Annotated in this window: 15 protein-coding genes; 7 read left to right on the top strand and 8 right to left on the bottom strand. The window is 64.1% G+C overall.

Features of this window, described 5'->3' with window-relative positions:
• Positions 1-65: 65 nt before the first annotated feature.
• Entirely contained in the window at positions 66-1,052 is a 987-nt protein-coding gene (locus tag IRI77_RS35370) for a radical SAM protein (RefSeq protein WP_194449623.1), read from the top strand.
• A 9-nt stretch (positions 1,053-1,061) separates the two neighbouring features.
• On the opposite strand, the gene IRI77_RS35365 is transcribed toward IRI77_RS35370, so the two are convergent.
• Together IRI77_RS35365 and IRI77_RS35360 are read right to left on the bottom strand one after the other, a co-directional pair.
• Positions 1,062-2,048 (bottom strand): quinone oxidoreductase family protein, encoded by a 987-nt coding sequence (locus tag IRI77_RS35365; protein ID WP_194449622.1) that lies wholly within the window; start codon positions 2,046-2,048, stop codon positions 1,062-1,064.
• Positions 2,049-2,070: 22 nt separating this feature from the next.
• A complete protein-coding gene (locus IRI77_RS35360) occupies positions 2,071-2,871 on the bottom strand; it encodes a rhomboid family intramembrane serine protease (protein ID WP_194449621.1) in 801 nt (266 codons plus the stop codon).
• Positions 2,872-3,043: 172 nt separating this feature from the next.
• Here IRI77_RS35360 and cpaB point away from each other — a divergent pair, with 172 nt between their 5' ends.
• From cpaB to IRI77_RS35345, 3 genes are read left to right on the top strand one after another with little or no spacing between them, the layout of a single operon-like run.
• Positions 3,044-3,742 (top strand): Flp pilus assembly protein CpaB, encoded by a 699-nt coding sequence (cpaB, locus tag IRI77_RS35355; protein ID WP_194449620.1) that lies wholly within the window; start codon positions 3,044-3,046, stop codon positions 3,740-3,742.
• A gap of 3 nt (positions 3,743-3,745) precedes the next feature.
• Complete coding sequence (locus IRI77_RS35350) at positions 3,746-4,711, top strand: type II secretion system F family protein (RefSeq protein WP_194449619.1); 966 nt, start codon at positions 3,746-3,748, stop codon at positions 4,709-4,711.
• A gap of 7 nt (positions 4,712-4,718) precedes the next feature.
• A complete protein-coding gene (locus tag IRI77_RS35345; protein ID WP_194449618.1) occupies positions 4,719-5,633 on the top strand; it encodes a type II secretion system F family protein in 915 nt (304 codons plus the stop codon).
• 1 nt (position 5,634) lies between these two features.
• On the opposite strand, the gene IRI77_RS35340 is transcribed toward IRI77_RS35345, so the two are convergent.
• Positions 5,635-6,579 carry a GNAT family N-acetyltransferase gene (locus IRI77_RS35340; protein WP_194449617.1) on the bottom strand — a complete coding sequence of 315 codons (945 nt, stop codon included), beginning with the start codon at positions 6,577-6,579 and terminating at the stop codon, positions 5,635-5,637.
• A 45-nt stretch (positions 6,580-6,624) separates the two neighbouring features.
• Complete coding sequence (locus IRI77_RS35335; RefSeq protein WP_194449616.1) at positions 6,625-7,821, bottom strand: aminotransferase class I/II-fold pyridoxal phosphate-dependent enzyme; 1,197 nt, start codon at positions 7,819-7,821, stop codon at positions 6,625-6,627.
• Between the two features lie 232 nt (positions 7,822-8,053).
• Between IRI77_RS35335 and IRI77_RS35330 the strand changes: the two genes are divergently transcribed.
• Entirely contained in the window at positions 8,054-8,722 is a 669-nt protein-coding gene (locus IRI77_RS35330) for a nitroreductase family protein (protein WP_194449615.1), read from the top strand.
• 468 nt (positions 8,723-9,190) lie between these two features.
• The gene (gene xrtE / locus IRI77_RS35325; RefSeq protein WP_194449614.1) at positions 9,191-10,840 is read left to right on the top strand and encodes an exosortase E/protease, VPEID-CTERM system; all 1,650 of its coding nucleotides are present in this window, start codon (positions 9,191-9,193) and stop codon (positions 10,838-10,840) included.
• A 23-nt stretch (positions 10,841-10,863) separates the two neighbouring features.
• On the opposite strand, the gene IRI77_RS35320 is transcribed toward xrtE, so the two are convergent.
• Positions 10,864-11,535, bottom strand: a complete 672-nt coding sequence (locus tag IRI77_RS35320) for a GntR family transcriptional regulator (protein WP_194449613.1) — start codon at positions 11,533-11,535, stop codon at positions 10,864-10,866.
• 159 nt (positions 11,536-11,694) lie between these two features.
• On the opposite strand from IRI77_RS35320, the gene IRI77_RS35315 reads away from it, so the two are divergent.
• On the top strand, positions 11,695-12,432 hold the full coding sequence (locus IRI77_RS35315) for a hypothetical protein (RefSeq protein ID WP_194449612.1): 738 nt from the start codon (positions 11,695-11,697) through the stop codon (positions 12,430-12,432).
• Between the two features lie 4 nt (positions 12,433-12,436).
• On the opposite strand, the gene IRI77_RS35310 is transcribed toward IRI77_RS35315, so the two are convergent.
• The 3 genes from IRI77_RS35310 to IRI77_RS35300 are packed head-to-tail and all read right to left on the bottom strand — an operon-like array spanning position 12,437 to position 17,589.
• Positions 12,437-13,201, bottom strand: coding sequence for a class I SAM-dependent methyltransferase (locus IRI77_RS35310; RefSeq protein WP_194449611.1), 765 nt, complete (start codon positions 13,199-13,201; stop codon positions 12,437-12,439).
• 11 nt (positions 13,202-13,212) lie between these two features.
• Entirely contained in the window at positions 13,213-14,613 is a 1,401-nt protein-coding gene (locus IRI77_RS35305) for a DUF1501 domain-containing protein (RefSeq protein ID WP_194449610.1), read from the bottom strand.
• Between the two features lie 9 nt (positions 14,614-14,622).
• Positions 14,623-17,589: a PSD1 and planctomycete cytochrome C domain-containing protein gene (locus IRI77_RS35300; protein WP_228486488.1), complete on the bottom strand. Its 2,967-nt coding sequence runs from the start codon at positions 17,587-17,589 to the stop codon at positions 14,623-14,625.
• Positions 17,590-17,595: the final 6 nt, after the last annotated feature.

The following is a 17,595-nucleotide window of genomic DNA, read 5'->3' as shown; positions in this document are numbered from 1 at the left end:
TATGATTTAGGTTCATGCGCAAGGTTCCCATTGGTCAGTCACTGAGGATCATCGGACAGGGATCGATGAATTGGCTCGCGCAACGCCCTATCGTTGTATCCTTCGAAGTCACCGATTCCTGCACCTGCTACTGCCGGCACTGCGATCACGGCGGTCCGAAGGATGATTCGAAGAACATGCGGCCGGCGGATTACCGGCACTACACGGAGACTTTGAAGCCGTGTGTGGTGCAGGTATCCGGTGGAGAACCGCTGATGCGCGAAGACCTCAGCGACGTGGTGCGCAGCATCAAGCTGGCGAACGGCCTGCCGTACATCATCCTGGTGTCGAGCTGGTCGCTGATGACGCCGCAGCGGTATCTCGAGTTGCGGGATGCGGGCGTGGACCAGTTCTCGGTGTCCTTGGACTTCCCCGATAACCGGCATGATGAGTTCCGCATGTATCCGGGCCTCTACTCCCATCTGAACGATGTCATCCCGGCGTGCGCGGCCTACGGTTACGACGACATCGTGCTGAATACGTGCATCACGGCGGCCAACGTCGGCGAAATCAACGGCGCGGCGGACCAGGCCCACAAGTGGGGCGTAAACATCTGCTACAGCGCGTACTCGGCGCGCCGGACCGGCTGCCGGGAACTGTTCCCCGGCGCTCCGGAGCAGTTGGCGGTCCTGAACTCCCAACTGGACCGTATCGAAAAGCGGCGCGATGAATCGAACTGGATCGTCAGCGCCCCGACAACCGTCAACGCAACGCGGCACTACTTCGAAACCGGCGGCGCACCCGGCTGCAAGGCCGGCCTGCGGTTCCTGGTCGTCACGGCGGATGGCATGTTGCAGCCATGCTCGATGCAGTTCAAGCGCTACAAGCTGGAAGACCAGGAGAAGATGGTCAACGAGTTCACCATGCACAATCAGTGCGATGAGTGCTACGTAGCCATCCGGTCGAATCTGGACAAAAACTTCCCGCAACTCCTGCGCGAGAACGTCACCAACTACCTCAGCTTCAGCCGGGGCACGAAAGCGAAGCCTGCGGGCACCGGCGCGGGCTGCTAGCCCGGCCAGCTACGAGACCTTCACCAGAACCTTGCCCATCGGCCCTTCAGCCAGGCGGGCGAAGGCCTGTTTCACATCTTCAAACGGGAACACCTGATCCACCACGGGTCGCCGGTCCATGGCGTCCAGCCGGCGGACGATCTCCGTCCAGGCGCTCTGGGCCCCTTCGGGCGTGTAATCCCCGACCGAGACGCCGCCAATCCGGTTGCGGCGGAAGAAGAGAGTGGCGGTGTTGAAGTCGGGCACGGTGCCGGCGCTGCGGCCCACGACACTGATCCGTCCACCGTAACCAAGCATGGCGATGATCTGCGAAAAGAGCGGCCCGGCCACGCTATCGACGACGAAATCGACTTTGCGCGGGGCGATGGCGGCCATGACCTTCTTGCGCAGGGCGGGATCGGCGGGATCGAAGACGAAGTCGGCGCCCAACTGGCGGACGGTTTCACTCTTCTCGGGATTGCGGGAGAGGCCCACAACCGTGGCGCCCAGTGACTTCGCCAGCAGGACGCTGGCAACGCCGACGCCGCCGGAGGCTCCGGTGACGAGCACAACCTGCCCTTCCCGCGGCAGTTCGCCCCATTGCGCGAGGGCCTGCCAGGCGGTGAGGAAAACCAGCGGCGCGCCGGCCATCTGCTCCTGGGTCCAGCCGGCCGGGACGGGCGCCAGGCTGGCGGCGGGCACCACCGTCTTACCGGCCAGCGTGCCCCAGATTTCAACGCCCGCGTCACAGCGCAGGATGCCAACGGCATCGCCCGGCTGGACGTTCGTGACGCCTGCCCCCACCACGCGCACGGTGCCCACGCCGTCGCGGCCCAGGATGTGCGGCAGCGCCGGTTTGGCGGGGTATTGGGCCAGCGCCAGGAAGGCGTCGGCAGGATTCAGGCCGGCCAGGTGCATTTCGAGCTGAACCTCGCCGGGCCCGGGTTGCGGATCGGGCACCTCAGTCAGGCGGAGCTTGTCGACACCTTCGTAGGATTCCATGAGCCATGCGCGCATGGCCTCATTATCGCCTGTGTCTCTAGACGGATGCTATGCTCTGCAGCCAGAGGAAGAGGCGGACGAACGCATAGGCGGTGACGGCCGCCGAGAGTCCGGCCAGAATGCTCCAGATGCGCTCGCGCGTGACGTCAAACTCGCGGGGCGTGCCCGCGGCCCAGGCAACGACGAAGCCGGTGGCGATACCGCCCAGGTGCGCTGCGTTATCGACGTGAAATCCGGGTAGCAGCCCCCAGAGCAGGCCGTAGATCGCCCAGCGGATATAGAAAGCCTTGATCGCGGCCGCCTGCTGCGAAGTGCGGTGGATGACGCCGATGGCGATCATGGCGCCGATCAGGCCAAACAGGCCGGCCGAGGCGCCCACCGTCAACTGCGTGCCGCGCACCATGCTCAGCGCGAAGCCGCCCATCGTCGAAAGCAGGTAGATCACGGCCATCCGCTTGGCGCCGTAGGTCTCTTCGGCGTGCCGCCCGACGTCCATTAACGCCCACATGTTGAAACCGATGTGCATCAGGCCGCCATGCAGGAAGCCCGCGGTGATGATACGCCACCACTGGCCGCCGAAGACCCCTTCGGGCAGCGCGGCGCCGTAACGGATCAGCGCGTTGGATTCCCCGACCTTGGCCGAGGCCAGCATGGTCACCAGGTACATCCCGATGTTCATCGTGAGCAGCAGGATGGTGAGGAACTGAGCCGATGGGATTAGGCCGCCGAACAGGTCGGCTCCGCCCATGCGTTCAGCGGCGGTAGGACCAACGGGGGTGTCGCAATAGGGACAGACCTTGTCGCTGGTGGTGATAAACGCCCGGCAATGCGGGCACATACGGCGAGTTTCCACTGCTTTCATTGTAGCGGTCCGGGGGTACGAACCGTCTCAGGTTCAAACTCGGAGGTACTAGGGTCTTCAACTGATATGAGCCGATATGGGCGCATGGTGTACTGGGGCAGGACTGGTATCAGTAGGAGAACCGTACCAGTCCGCCTCGAGGTACGCGATGAAACGGAATCTAATGCCGCTGTTGGGAGTCGCCTTTGTGGCGGCTGTCGTGGCGACCGGAATTTTCTACGGGCTGTTGATTCCCCGGCTGCGAGGCTCCGCTTCGGCCGACAACCCGCGCACGGCTGTATTGGCGGTGCATGCTTTGGACCGTGGCGCTGTTCTGCGTCAGGAAGACGTGAAGGTCGTCGATTTCGACCAGAAAGCGCTGCCCCCGAATGCGATCCCGGCCCCGGAGCAGGCAGTGGGATTGACCCTCCTCGAGCCCGTCTCGCCCAACCAGCCCATCACCAGTTCGCATGTTGCGCGCCGCGGCGCCGCCGGCGGTCCGTCATTGGCCATCCCGGCCGGCCGCCGGGCCGTGAGCATCCATCCAATCGATTCCAGCGGAGTGGTGGCGATGATCCGCTCCGGCAGCCGCGTGGACATCCAGGTGCTGGACACCCGGGGTGCGCAGCAACTGCGTCGAATGCTGGAAGACGTGGAGGTGCTCAGTGTGACCGGAAACGAACCTGGAAACGGGCGTCCGGTGATCACGTTGCTGGTTTCGCCGAACGACGCCGACCGGTTGAGCCTGGCCGATGCCACTCTTCAACTGCGCCTGGTGCTGCGCAATCCCAACGACCGCTCAGTGGAAGGCGCGAAGAGCGTCGCGCCCGCTGCCCTCCTGAATGCCGCGGCAGCCGTGCACCCCTAAGCCATGCTAGGCCTTGTCATCTTCCTGATGATGTTCGGCACCGCCTTCCTGACGGCACTGCTGGCAGTGTCGTTCTACTGGGCGTCGATGCACGTGCGCGCCCGGCGCGCCGGAACGGAACTGGTTTTTGAGACAGGCGAGCAGAGCGGCGAACCGCAAGTCATTAAGGGAGAAGACCTCAGCACTATCAAGGTCTGGTCGATGCTGCTGGAAAAGTTCAGCCACGTCGAAGAGCTGAGGGCGATGATCTCCGAGGCGAACCTGCGCTGGTCGGTCGGCCGTGTGACCTTGATGATGCTGCTGGGCGGCACGGCTACGGCCGCGCTGCTGTGGCAGATCGAATTCATCCCTTTGGTGCCCTCGGTGCTGATTGTGGCGGCCGTGGTGGCAAGCCCCTACCTTTACATCCGCAGGCTCCGCCGCAAACGCTTTGAGACCTTCGCGGCTCAGTTCCCCGAAGCCTTGGATTCCATGACGCGGGCCCTGAAAGCAGGTTATCCGCTTTCCGCCGCGGTCGAACTCCTGGCTTTGGAACAACCCGAACCGCTGTCGTCCGAAATGCGCCGCACGCGGGAAGAGTGGAATCTGGGCGTGGGCTGGGATCAGGCCCTGGACAATCTGGCGGACCGGATTCCAGTGCCCGAAGTGCGGCTCTTCGTCGCCGCGGTCAAGTTGCAGAATCGGGTCGGCGGACGGCTCAATGACGTCCTGGGACGCCTGGGTGAGACGATGCGGGACAACGGAGCGCTGGAAAGCGAAGTGCGCGCGGTGTCGGCGCACAGCCGCATCACAGGCATGGTGCTGACGATCGTGCCGATCATGATTGGGGTTCTGATGTTCCTGGTGAATCCGGAATATATGTCGATCATGCTGCGGAGAGCCGAAGGCCGCGCCATGCTGGGCGCCGCCGCTCTCGCTAACGTCGTGGCCCATTTCGTGATCAAACGAGTGGCGCAGGTGAGGATTTGAGGCAGACATGTCAGAAACAATGATGGCGGTCTGTTTCTTCCTGTTCGTGATGGCCACGGTCGGGGCGGCGCTGCTGCTGGTGCGATGGCGGACCGCCGCCACCATCCAGGACGGCGGCTTGCAGACGCCCCAGTCCTCCGGCCAGAAGGGCCTCTCGGCGAGCCTCCAGGAATCGATGTTCGTCATCGGCGAACTGGCCGCGGGCCAGAAGCCGCGCAAGGATCACACCCGGAACTCGCTGATCGCCGCGGGCTACCGGTCTCCCGCGGCCGGTACGATCTTCTACGGCACCAAAGTCGCGGTCGCACTGTTCTGCGGTGTCGTGTTGGGCTGGATTGGACTGCTGGATCACGAGAGCCTGTCCATGGGCTTTGTGCTGTCCATTTGCGGCATGGGCTTCGGATTCCTGCTGCCGGACCGGGTGCTGGACGCAAAGGTAAACCAGCGCTGCTACCAACTGGAACGGGCCCTGCCCAATGCCTTGGATCTGATGGTGCTCGGCATCGAAGCAGGCCAGTCCCTGGACAGCGCCCTGATTGAAACCAGCCGGGAACTGCGCGGGCTGTATCCCGAACTCTCCAGCGAATTCGGGCAGGTTCAGGTGGAGTTGCGCGCCGGACGGTCGAGAACTGAGGTATTGTACTCACTCGGACAACGGACCAACTCGATGGAGCTGCGCAAGCTCTCCACCGTGCTGATCGACAGCGACCGTTTTGGCACCAGCCTGGGTCCGGCGTTGCGCAATCATGCGCGGTATCTCCGCACCCGCCGCCGCCACAAGGCACAGGAATCGGCCCGCAAGTTGAGCGTGAAACTGGTGTTTCCGGTGTTCTTCCTCATCATGCCGGCGGTGTTCGTCATCACCCTGGGGCCGGCGGTGCTGACGTTCTACGAAGCCATCGGACCGACGCTCGGAATGTAGGTCAGGTCCAGAAGGTCTCCCAAACCAACGCCTCGAAGTGGTAGATGGCGCGGAAGCCGAAACGCTCATACAGCCGGATGGCGCGCTCATTGGAGGCGGTGACGGTGAGGGAAACCTCCCGGCATCCATCCGCGGCCAGAGCCAGCATGCTGCGCCGCAGCATTTCGTAACCTGCCCCGCCGCCCTGCAGTTCGCGAGACAGGCAGAGCTGGGCAATGTGCCCTATTTGCGACGCCACTTTGCTGGCCAGCGACATGCCGACAACCTGTCCTCGGCGGTTGAGGGCCACCCACGACGCAGCGTTGGAGAAGTACCCGCAGCCGGGATACTGCACGATGTTCTGAAGGAAGCGGCGGGCGCCCTGGTCGGAATTGTACTGGTCGTTGATGGCGCTATCCACGTGCCCGGCATAGACGGACCCAATCAACTGGGCAGAGGCATCCAGCCAACGCATGCTCCAGTTCTCCAACTGGATACCCGGATCCACGCGGATGGGCCGGGCCGAGTCTACCCCAGCCACGGACGCAAGCATGAAATGCCGCGGGTAAATGCGCGGATGGAGCCCGGCGGGCGCCACTTGCGAGCCGCGCATGGAAAGCTGCATAAGCTGGGCTTCCACACGGCGGATCCAAGGGTAGCGGCGCAACTGGCCCAGCGCGGCGCCCATCAGCATGTTTTCGTTGGCGGGCGAGCGCCAGGCGTCGCGAACATACAGGTCGCCGATGAGGCCCTTGTGGTCCTCCATCACCCAATACACATAGCCGACCGGCTCCCCGTCATCCACCAGGACATAGCCGTCCAGGGCCTGCATGGACACATAGCGTGTCACCAGGTCCGCGGACGGCGTAAAGTCCCAGTGCAACAGCGATAGCCAGCGCGCCTTCTCCTCCCCCAGCAGGCGGCTGAGGGAAGACGCAGGTAGAGCCCGGAGTTCGAGGAGCCTCAAAGGCCTGGTCTGCTCACGCGCGGCCATAGCGCGATCATATCAGCGTCAGGCTACCTTGCAGTCCTTCAGGAACTGCTTGATACAACGAATTGCCTGGCGCGACCGGTGGTGGTTCTCGATGAGTGCGAAACGGACGTGGCTGTCGCCGGCCGGTCCGAAGCCGATACCGGGCGAGACGGCGACCAGTGCCTTCTCCAGCAGAAGCTTGGAGAACTCGAGGGAGCCCGCGGACTTGAATGCCTCCGGGATCGGAGCCCAAACGAACATCGAGCCCTTCGGCTTCTCCACCGGCCAGCCTGCCGCATTGAGTCCGTCGACCAGCAGGTCGCGCCGCTTCTCGTAAAGGTGGCGGATCTTCTCGACTTCACCCTCGCACTCGCGCAGCCCGATGATGGAGGCAATCTGGATAGGCTGGAAGTTGCCGTAGTCCAGATAGCTCTTGATGCGGGCCAGCGCCTTGATCATCTTCTTGTTGCCGACGCAGAAGCCGACTCGCCAGCCTGCCATGTTGTAGCTCTTCGACATGGTGAAGATCTCGACAGCGACGTCCTTGGCCCCCTCCACCTGCAGGATGCTGGGTGCGCGATAGCCGTCGAAGCCCAGGTCGGCGTAGGCGAAGTCGTGGACCACCATGGTGCCGTGCTGGTGGGCCATGCGGATCACTTCCTTGAAGAAATCGAGATCCACACAAGCCGTGGTGGGATTGTGCGGGAAGTTCATCAGGATGATCTGCGGCGGCTTGGTGGCCTTCCGGTAGTGATCTTCCAGGCCGTTCAGGAAGTCGGCTGGATTGGAGACGGGCAGAGGCACGGCCTCACCCTCGGCCATGATGACACCCCATTGATGGATGGGGTAGCAGGGGGCCGGCGTGATGACGTGATCCCCCGGTCCAACGACGGCGAACAGCAGGTGGGCCAGCGCGTCCTTGGAGCCGATGGTCACGATCGCTTCGTCTTCCGGATCAAGCTCGACGCCGTAGTTCCGGGCGTAGCGCTTACAGACCTCGTGCCGCAGGTTAGGTATGCCCCTCGACACGGAGTAGCGATGATTCTTGGGGTTCCGTGCTGCCTCTGCCAGTTTGCTCACGATGGGGCGCGGGGTTGCGCCGTCGGGATTGCCCATCCCGAAATCAACTACGTCATACTGCGCCGCACGCAGTTTTGCCTTCATTTCGTTCACGACGGCAAAGACGTAGGGTGGCAATTTGGATATGCGGTAAAACTCGTCTGGCAATGAACCCATAAGGTCTATGCTACACTGCCGGACATGAGGAACTATTGCTGGGCCTGTGTTTTGGCCTCCGTCCTCGCGTTTGGCATTCTGTGCGGCTCGCGGGCTGAACCCGTCCGGGCCATCCAGCAAAGCCACGCCGTCGTGGTAATTTAGACCACAGTTTCAGCCGCTCGCGGCTGAAGCGGAAGTGACTTCGGCTTTTCCGCGCCGTACCGGCTTCCCGCCTTCCTTTCCATCAGCTATGGATTCAGAGCCCGCCTTCTTATCCCTGGACTTTCAGCGCCTGTCCCCGGAGGAGCAGACGAGGCGGCTGGAGGAATTCCATGCCCGGATGCAACGGCGGCGCTCCGTGCGCGACTTCAGCGACGAACCGGTCCCGTTCCATTTGATCGAGACGGCGATCCGGTGCGCCGCCTCTGCCCCCTCGGGCGCGAACCAGCAACCGTGGACCTTCGTCGTTGTCGGCGATGTGGAGACCAAGCGGCAAATCCGCGTGGCCGCCGAGGCCGAGGAGCGCGAAAGCTACGCCCACCGGATGCCCGGAGAGTGGCTGGACGCGCTGCGCCCCCTCGGCACCGACTGGCGGAAGCCGTTCCTGGAGACGGCGCCATACCTGATCGTCGTGTTTCGGCAGGATTACGGACTAGCCGGGGCGCAAAAGGTAAAGCATTACTATGTCCAGGAATCGGTAGGCATCGCCGCGGGGCTTCTCATTGCCGCGCTCCACATCGCCGGTCTCGCCACCCTGACGCATACGCCGAGTCCCATGGGCTTTCTGGCCGCAATCCTGGGGCGGCCGAAGAACGAACGCGCCTGCCTGCTGATCCCCGTCGGCTACCCGGCCAGAGACGCAAAAGTGCCTGCCATCGAAAAGAAGCAGCTATCGGAAGTACTGGTGATAAAGCCTTGAGAAGCTTGGCACATAGATCTAGTGCTACCGGTACCTTGGCTCCACTTGGCAGCTGCTGGCCTCGCCAAAAGTACTATTTTTGAGAGAAAGTACCAGTTCGGGCTAACCAAAGATCCCTCAGCGTTAGAAAGTGCCAGTTTTCCCTTGACGGGGAGGGCCCGTACCTAATAGCATTTCGGAACGGTCCGATTCTTACAGAGGAGTTCAAGCTATGACGCGTTTGGTTCAAAAGTCCTTCGGGTTGCTCTGCCTCATGGTTGGCCTTGGGGTTGTGGCATCCGCTCAGTCCGTTCCTGAAATCAGCGGTGCGACCGCCACCAGCGCCCTCACCCTTCTGACGGGTGCGGTGTTGGTTCTGCGTAGCCGCCGCCGGTAGTTTTTCCTGCTAGTCTCCTTGCACTGGCGCCTGCGCCGGTGCAAGGGACTCGCCTGAGTCCTGCGTCCGCCCCTTCCGCCTGACACCCTCTCATGTCGTCTCCCGTTCGCCGAAATGATGTACATTTCGGATCTCTGCCTCAGTCCGCCCTCCGATTTGCAATTCTTATAGCGCTATTACTCGCAGAGCTACTGATTGCGAGCGTCCTGCTCGACACGGAAGATCTTTCGGCGCAGGGTGGGCTGGCCACGTGGATTCGCAATGCGGGTGCGATCCTGGTGCGGGCTTCAGCCGCCTTCTTCGCTACGGCTCTCATGTTGAGCCAGGGCGGAGCGAGCGGCCTGCTGGCCGTGTTCCGTGCAAAGACCGGCCCGGTGCTGGTTCCGCTGCTGGCAGCGCACGCCGTCTGCATGGCCACATTTGCCGCGCTTTCCCCTCTGCTCTTTGCCGGTTCAACCCGCAGTGTCCCGATCTGGCTTCCGGTAGCCTGGCTGGCCAGCGGACTGGTGGGGGTCGCCTGCCTCGTGCTGGCGGTGCTCCCCAAGGCCTTCTGGCTCGCCCTGCTCCGCTCGGTAGGCTGGGGCTGGGGTTGGGGCCTGGCGGTGGCCTTCGTGGCCGCGGCGGCCCGGCCGGCAGCCGCGTCCCTCTGGAAGGGGTCCAGTGCGATCACCTTTCAGGTCGTTCGCTTTATTCTTCAGCCGATTCTGCCCGGCCTGACCTCGAATCCGGCAAAAGCGGTGATCGGAACCGAGCGCTTTAACGTCACGATCGACCCGGCCTGCTCCGGCTATGAAGGAGTAGGACTGTTCCTGGCGTTCAGCGTGGCCTGGCTGTTCTTCTTCCGCAAGGAATACCGCGTTCCGGCGGCGCTGGTCCTGATTCCCGCGGGCGCCTTGTTGATCTGGACGCTGAACGCGCTCCGCATCGCGGCGCTGATCCTCATCGGGCACGCCGGCGCGGACCGGATCGCCCTGGGCGGCTTCCATTCCGAGGCGGGGTGGATTGCGTTCATCTCCACCGCCATCCTGTTCTGCGTCCTCTCCCGCCGGATCGAGATGTTCCAGCACGCCTCCGCACGTGCAGCCGAGCCGCTGGAGGAGATCGCGGACGGATCCAATCCGGTGGCGGCTTACCTGATGCCGTTCCTGGCGATCCTGGCCGCGTCCATCATCTCGCGCGCCGGTTCGGCTGACTTTGAGTGGCTCTACCCCCTGCGCCTGCTGGCCGCGGTGGTGACGCTTTGGTACTTCCGCAAGGAGTATGCCCGCGTGGACTGGCGCTTCGGCCCCGTGGCGGCCCTGGTGGGGCTGGCGGTAGCCGCCCTCTGGGTCTGGACCACGCCCAGCGGCGCGGAAGCCCGGGCCGGCCTGCCCCCTGGTTTCGTTTCGATGCCGGGACCGCTGCAGGTCTTCTGGGTGGTGTGCCGGCTGCTGGCCGCCGTCGTGACAGTCCCGATCGCCGAGGAACTGGCCTTTCGCGGATACCTCATGCGCCGGGTGGCCGATGCCGACTTTGAGTCGGTGGATTGGCGCAAGTTCGCCTGGCTGCCCTTCCTGGTCTCGTCCATCGCCTTTGGGGCTATGCACGAATCAAGATGGCTGGCCGGCATCGTCGCGGGTGCGGCCTACGCCCTGGTCCAGATTCATCGCGGGCGGCTGGGCGACGCGGTCCTGGCGCACGCCGTCACCAACGCGGCCCTGGCTGCACTGGTCTGGTACACAGGCGACTGGCGCTACTGGTAAGGGGGAACCGCTTCGGACCGCGGCTACTCCGCAGCCCGTATGACGGCGATCATGGCATCCTTGGCGCGGTAGATGTGCTTGCGCAGCGCGGCGGTCAGGGCCGCGGCATCCCTGGCTTCCAGGGCGGCTACGATGGCCTCGTGTTCGGCCTGCTCTTCCTGCAAACGCAGCGGCCAGCCGGACTCACCCGCGTGGATCCGGACAATCTTGATGTGCGCGTTCAGGGCATGATACATGTCCGCAAGCCGTTGATTCCCTGAGGCATCGATGAAGATCTGGTGAAACTCCGAGTTGCCCTGCTCATGCGCGCGCCGTTCGGCTTCGTTGGTGACTTTGCGCTTGAGGGACTTCAGGAGTTCATGCAGGCGCGCCAGTTGTTCAGGCTGGATGCGTTCAATGGCCTCCTCCGCCGCCAGGCACTCCAGCGCGCTGCGCAGCTTGAAGGTTTCGTCCAGATCCTGGGGCGTGAGGCTGGCCACGAAGGTGCCGCTCCGGGGCCGGACCTCGACCAAACCCTCCGTAGCCAACTGCTGGATGGCGCCGCGCACCGGCGTCAGGCTGACGCCCATCTTCCCGGCCAGTTCCTCCACATTGAGGCGCTCGCCGGGCTTCATGGAGCAGCTCACAATCGCCTGCCGCAGGGCGTCATAGACCGCGTCCACGGCCCGTTCCCGGCGTATCTTGACGAACTCCATAGGTTCTCCTGAAAACGCTACCAGAAAGGCTGAGTTTAGATCTTTGTATTTCAGATGGCAAGAATGTGGAATTTCAGAAACTCGCACCAGCCGTTGGATCGAGGAACCGCCCGGCCGCGCGGCGCGTCCGATCTAGCACGGGCGGTATCCTGGAAAGAGATGGGCTCCATTTTGATCACTGGTCGAGTTCGATGTGTTCTCGGTTGCGGAGCACTGCTTGCGTCCGCGGTTCTGGCCTATGGTGCCGACTGGAAGGACAAGCCGTTCCCTAACTGGAATGACGACGCCGTGGTCCGCATGGTGTCGGATTCGCCTTGGGCCCACGTGAAGTCGGTCAACCTGATGTGGGTGAAGCCGGGCGACCGGCCCTTCAGCTACAAGGACGTCCCCGGCAATACACCGAACGGCACCATCAAGGGCGGTAGCCCGGTGGGCGGCATCGGCGTGCCGAGGACCAGCCTGCCCGCCAAGGCGGACATCATCGTACGCTGGGCCACCGCCCTGCCCATCCGCCATGCCACGGCGCTCTACAAAGCCCGGCAGCAGAAGCAGGGCGAGGCGAAGATCAACTCCCTGATCGGCGCTCCGCCGCAGGACTACATCCTGGAGATCTACGGCGTTCCGGCCGAAGTGGCCCACCTGGGCGCCGGAGTCGTCGAGATCGAGACAGAGCGGACCTCCTTCCTGAGGACGCGTTCCGGCCGCATCATCAAACCCACCAAAGTGGAGGTCGTGCCCCAGGGCCTGACGATCGCCATCCAGATCCACTTCCCCAATACCGCGCCCATCGAACTGAAGGACGAGGAAGTGGAGTGCGTCAGCGACCTGCAGATCTTCGCCATCCACGAGAAGTTCCGGTTGAGCCAGATGGTCTACCAGAACCACCTCGAGCTCTAACCGGCTACTGGCGGCTCAGGCAGGCGAAGTAGCCGCGGAAGAGAACCTCACGCTCGCGGCCGTCCCAGACTGGGGCCAGCGTCTCGCTGCACCAATGCCGGATCTCGTCGTAGGACCCGCCGTTGCGCATGGCGGAAGCGACGTTGGTTTCGGTGAGCATGTACTCCAGGTAGAAATCAGGCGAAAGCGTGAGGCCGATCTCGAAGTACTCGTGCTGGCCGAGGCGGCAGCCGGAGTCGAGCGACCCGAGGATCTGCGGATTCAGCTCGCGTGCCTCATTGTGCGGCCAGGGATAGCGCGTGGCAAAGGCCGTGAACCAGTCGTCCAGCCGGTCGTTCTCACGGAAGGAGCGGCCCGGCGAGAAGTCGTAGACCAGCAGCGTGCCATCGGGCGTCAGCGTGCGTAGCGCCTCCGGGAAGAACTGGTCCAGATTCGTATAGTTCAGCGCTCCGGCCGCGGTGATGAGGTCGACACAGCCAGACTGGACCGGCAGCGCCTCGGCCCGGCCGACCAGGAAGTCGGCGCCCGGCGCCAGAGTCGAATGCCATTTGAGCATGGGCTCGGCCGGCTCCATCCCGATGGAGTGCTCGGCAAAGCCGTCCAGGGCGCGGGTGGACAGCCCGGCTCCACAGCCGACATCCAAAGCCCGCCGGAAGGGAACTGGGCGGCCCAGGGCGCGGTGAGCCCGCTCAATTACTCGCGCATGCACGGGCGGCCGCGCAGTGGCATAGCCGGCGGCCATCTTGTCTGTCTCGAAAGGATTCGCCATGAATCCCCAGTTTAAGCCAGCATCTTCCGCACGACTTCGCCGTGGACATCTGTCAGCCGGAACGGGCGGCCCTGGAACTTGTAAGTGAGCTTGGTGTGGTCGAAGCCCAGCAGGTGCAGCAGCGTGGCGTGCAGGTCGTGGACATGGACGCGGTCTTTTGTGACGTTGAAGCCGAGTTCATCGGTCTCGCCCATCACCAGGCCCGGTTTGATGCCGCCGCCGGCCATCCACATGGTGAAGGCGTTGGGGTGATGATCGCGCCCGTCGCTGCCGCCCTGCACCATGGGCGTGCGGCCGAATTCCCCGCCCCAGATCACGAGCGTGTCGTCGAGCAGGCCGCGCTGCTTGAGATCCTTCACCAGGGCCGCGGCGGCTTTGTCTGTGTCCAGGCAGTTCTTCTTGAGGTCCTTCACCAGGTTGCCGTGCTGATCCCAGGCCTCGTGATAGAGCTGGACAAAGCGCACTCCACGCTCCAGCAGGCGGCGCGCATAGAGGCAGTTGTTGGCGAACGAGGGCTTGCCGGGCTGGGCGCCGTACATCTCCAGGATGTGGGCCGGCTCCTTGGTGAGGTCCATCAATTCCGGGCCGCTGTCCTGCATGCGGAACGCCATCTCGAAGGAGTTGATGCGGGTCGAGATCTCGGGATCGCCTTCGGTCGCCAGGTGCATCTCGTTCAGGCTTCTTAGGGAGTCGAGCGACTCGCGCTGGGTCTGCTTGTCGACGCCGGGCGGGTTGGAGAGATAGAGGACGGGGTCGCCGCTGCCGCGCAACTGGACACCCTGATACACAGTGGGCAGGAAGCCGCTGCCCCAACAGGAGTTGCCGCCGCTGGGCCCCTTCGCTCCGCTGGAGAAGACGACAAACGCCGGCAGATCCCTCGATTCGCTGCCCAGGCCGTAGGTCGCCCACGAGCCGAAACTCGGCCGCCCGAACTGCATGGTGCCGGTGTTCATCAGCAACTGGCCCGGGGCATGGTTGAAGGCATCGGTCGACATGGACTTCACGATGGCGAGATCGTCGACGATGGCCGCGGTATGCGGCAGCAACTCAGAGATCCAGGCGCCGTTGCTGCCATATTGGGCGAACTGGAACTTCGGCCCCAGCAGTTTGGAATTGGGGTTGATGAAGGCGGCGCGATAGCCCTTCAGCAGGTCGGCCGGCGGCAGCGTCCCGTCGAATTTCTTCAATTCCGGCTTGAAGTCGAACAGCTCCAGGTGGCTGGGGGCTCCGGCCATGAAGAGGAAGACGACGCGTTTGGCCTTGGGCGCGAAGTGGGGCTGCTTGGGTGCCAGCGGGTCCGACGGCGCAGACGCGCGCAGGAGATCGCCCAGGGCGATGGAGCCCAGCCCGACGCCGCACTGCTCGAAGAACCAGCGCCGCGTCCGTTCCGATTTAACCTGATGGGGATCCATGGTGTTCTCCTATTCGCGCGTGATCGTTTCGTCGAGGTTGAGCAGGACGCGGGCGAGCATGGTCCAGGCCTGGGCCGGCTCCATGCGCGCCTCCTGCTTCTTCAGCAGCGCCAGCAACTCCGTGACTTCGGCATCGGCCGGCGTCCGGGCCACGCAGCGGCGGAAGGCGAAGCGGATGCGCTCGGTGTCGGAGGCGCCGCCCTGCTTCAGCGTCAGGTCGGCCAGGGCGTGGGCGGCCTCCATGAAGAGGGGCTCGTTCAACGTGGTGAGCGCCTGCAGGGGCGTATTAGACCGCGAGCGGCGGACACAGGCGGCATCGCCATTGGGCGAGTCGAACGTCTGCAGCATGGGGTAAGGCACGCTGCGATAGCGGAAGGTGTAGAGCGCGCGGCGGTAGCGTTGCGCGTCTTTCTCCTCCTTCCAGATCTTGGGGCCGTAGCTGACCGGCGGCTGGAAGAGGAAGTCGGGCGCCGGCGGATAGACGCTGGTGCCGCCCACCTGCTCATTGAGCAACCCGCTGGCTGCCAGGGCGATGTCGTGGACGATCTCCGCATCGACGCGGAAGCGCGCGCCGCGTGCCAGCAGCCGGTTGGCGGGGTCGCGCTCGAGTAACTCCGGAGTCACCCGGGAAGTCTGCTGATAGGTGGCCGATTCCACAATCGTGCGGTGCAGGTGCTTGAGGCTCCAGCCGTGGTCCATGAACTCGACCGCCAGCCAGTCGAGCAGTTCGGGGTGCGAGGGAGGCTCCCCCTGCTTGCCCAGATCCTCGCTGGTGGCCGAGAGGCCGGTGCCGAAGTAGGATTGCCAGACGCGGTTCACGACTGCCCGTGCCGTGGTGGGTGACTGCCTGTCGACCAGCCAGTTGGCGAAGTCCAGGCGGGTGGGATTCTCGACGGCCATCGGGTTCAGGAAGCCCGGCGTGCCGGGCGTGACCAGTTTGGCCGGCTTGAGGAAGTCGCCACGCTCCAGGATGTGCGTCTCGCGCCGGGTGGGACGTTCGGCCAGGACCAACTGGGTCGAGCCCTGGGGATGCTGCTTCCAGAGGGCTGCAATCTTCTCGTTCTCCGGGCCCCACTCGGGCACCGTGGTGCGCCAATAGGAGAACACTTTCCCCTGATCATCGAGGGTGCGTTCGACCGTGGGCTTCTCGAGGATCGCCCGGACTTCGGCCGGCAGCGGATCGGCGACAGGAGCATCGTCGCCCGTGATCGAAATCCGGAAGCGCCCCAGGTTGTTGTTCTGGTTATCGTCGCTGTTCCAGCCGCCGTGGTTCTGCTTCACCAGGAAGACCAGCGTGGTTTCGCCACTTGCCTCGATGGGCTTTGCAGCAACGAAGACAGCCTTGCGGGGCACGTTGCTGAGACCGGGTCCAGCGTTGATGCCCCAGGCCGTCTCATCCTTGCCGTCGATGGCGAACGAGATGGGCCCAGTGACACGGCGCTTATCCGACTTGTCGTAGAACGTGGCGGCCAGCGGCGTCTCGGGCAGGCCGATGTCGGCGGAGGCCGAGGCTAGGGCGATCTTCTCCGGCTTGGCATCCTCGCCCAGCCGCTCCACCGTAAACTCAGTCAGGGCGCCGGTACCGTCGATCGCCCGTCCGGGCCCGCCCAGCGGCAGATTGGGGTCCAGCATGAGTTCGAGCCGGAAGCCGGTGATGCGAGGCAGCCCGACCTTTGCCGTCAGCTTGACCGTGTGTTTCGTCGGCGCGTAGCCGGCCTCCAGGAACGACCCATCCTCCAACGGCAGGTACTTCTGCCCGCCGGTGGAGATGTCGTCGACCTCGGGCCGCAGAACCTGCCACTTCACCTTCTCGTTCTGCTGGCGGGCATCCCGTTCCCAGGCCGCCATGCGGGCGGTCCAGTCCGGCATGCCCGATTGCAGGTTCTGTTCGATGGCCGCGGTCTGCTTCAGGATCGCGTCGCGCCGGGCCTGCTCAGCCGGCGTGTAGACGGCGATGTTCGACTCGTAGGTATTGTTCAGGAACGCGAACAGCCGGTAGTAATCCTCGTGCTTGATGGGATCGTACTTGTGCGTGTGGCACTGGGCGCATTGGATGGTGACGCCCAGGACGCCTTTGCCGAGGGCGTCCATGCGATCGAACATCGCCTCCATGCGGAACTGCTCGGGGTCGATGCCGCCTTCCTCGTTGATCATCGAGTTGCGCAGGAAGCCCGTCGCCACGCGCTGATCCTGGGTGGCGTTGGGCAGCAGGTCGCCGGCCACCTGCTCGACGATGAAGCGGTTGTACGGCAGGTCGAGATTCAGGGCGCGGATCACCCAGTCACGGTAGAACCAGACCTGGCGCTGCTTGTCTTTCTCATAGCCGTCGGAATCGGCATAGCGCGCGGCATCGAGCCACCAGCGGCCCCACTTCTCCCCGTAGTGCGGCGAGGCCAGCAACCGCTCCACCTGGGCTTGATAGGCACCGGCGGAGTTGTCGGCCAGGAAAGCGTCGAGTTCCCCGGGCGTCGGAGGCAGGCCGGTAAGGTCCAGGCTCAACCGGCGCAGCAGCGTCGTCTTTGCCGCCGTAGGGGACGGTTTCAGTCCTTCCTTCTGGAGACGGGCCAGGACGAAGGCATCGATCGGGTTGCCGCCGCCGAGAGCCGGCAGCGGAGATTTCCTGGGCGGGACATACGCCCAGTGGGCGCCGCCGTCGCGCACGGCGGAGCCGACCCCATCCGGCCAGGCCGCACCTGCGTCGATCCATCGCTTCAGCAGGGCGATCTCCGTCTCCGGCAGAGGTTTCCCACCCATCGGCATGCGGGCCTGATCACCGAGTCCCGCGACACGCTTGTAGAGTTCGCTGGCTGCAGCATCACCAGGACGGATGACTTTGAGCGCAGCGGCCTTGGCGTCCAGGCGGAGGCCGCCCATCTGCATCTTGCCGCCGTGGCACTTCTCACATGACCGGCTCAGCACGGGTTGGACGTCGCGCACGAAGTCCGGATTGTCCGCCCAGACCGTTGTAGACAGCAATACGCC

It is taken from the genome of Paludibaculum fermentans, assembly GCF_015277775.1.
GTDB classification, from domain to species: Bacteria; Acidobacteriota; Terriglobia; order Bryobacterales; family Bryobacteraceae; genus Paludibaculum; species Paludibaculum fermentans.
This window is presented reverse-complemented; position numbering and strand designations above follow the sequence as displayed.

Bases quoted from the DNA above. Each gene is read 5' to 3' on its own strand.
- IRI77_RS35370 (WP_194449623.1), top strand. From the start codon at position 66: ATGAATTGGCTCGCGCAACGCCCTATCGTTGTATCCTTCGAAGTCACC.
- IRI77_RS35365 (WP_194449622.1), bottom strand. From the start codon at position 2,048: ATGCGCGCATGGCTCATGGAATCCTACGAAGGTGTCGACAAGCTCCGC.
- IRI77_RS35360 (WP_194449621.1), bottom strand. From the start codon at position 2,871: ATGTGCCCGCATTGCCGGGCGTTTATCACCACCAGCGACAAGGTCTGT.
- cpaB (WP_194449620.1), top strand. From the start codon at position 3,044: ATGAAACGGAATCTAATGCCGCTGTTGGGAGTCGCCTTTGTGGCGGCT.
- IRI77_RS35350 (WP_194449619.1), top strand. From the start codon at position 3,746: ATGCTAGGCCTTGTCATCTTCCTGATGATGTTCGGCACCGCCTTCCTG.
- IRI77_RS35345 (WP_194449618.1), top strand. From the start codon at position 4,719: ATGTCAGAAACAATGATGGCGGTCTGTTTCTTCCTGTTCGTGATGGCC.
- IRI77_RS35335 (WP_194449616.1), bottom strand. From the start codon at position 7,821: ATGGGTTCATTGCCAGACGAGTTTTACCGCATATCCAAATTGCCACCC.
- IRI77_RS35330 (WP_194449615.1), top strand. From the start codon at position 8,054: ATGGATTCAGAGCCCGCCTTCTTATCCCTGGACTTTCAGCGCCTGTCC.
- xrtE (WP_194449614.1), top strand. From the start codon at position 9,191: ATGTCGTCTCCCGTTCGCCGAAATGATGTACATTTCGGATCTCTGCCT.
- IRI77_RS35320 (WP_194449613.1), bottom strand. From the start codon at position 11,535: ATGGAGTTCGTCAAGATACGCCGGGAACGGGCCGTGGACGCGGTCTAT.
- IRI77_RS35315 (WP_194449612.1), top strand. From the start codon at position 11,695: ATGGGCTCCATTTTGATCACTGGTCGAGTTCGATGTGTTCTCGGTTGC.
- IRI77_RS35310 (WP_194449611.1), bottom strand. From the start codon at position 13,201: ATGGCGAATCCTTTCGAGACAGACAAGATGGCCGCCGGCTATGCCACT.
- IRI77_RS35305 (WP_194449610.1), bottom strand. From the start codon at position 14,613: ATGGATCCCCATCAGGTTAAATCGGAACGGACGCGGCGCTGGTTCTTC.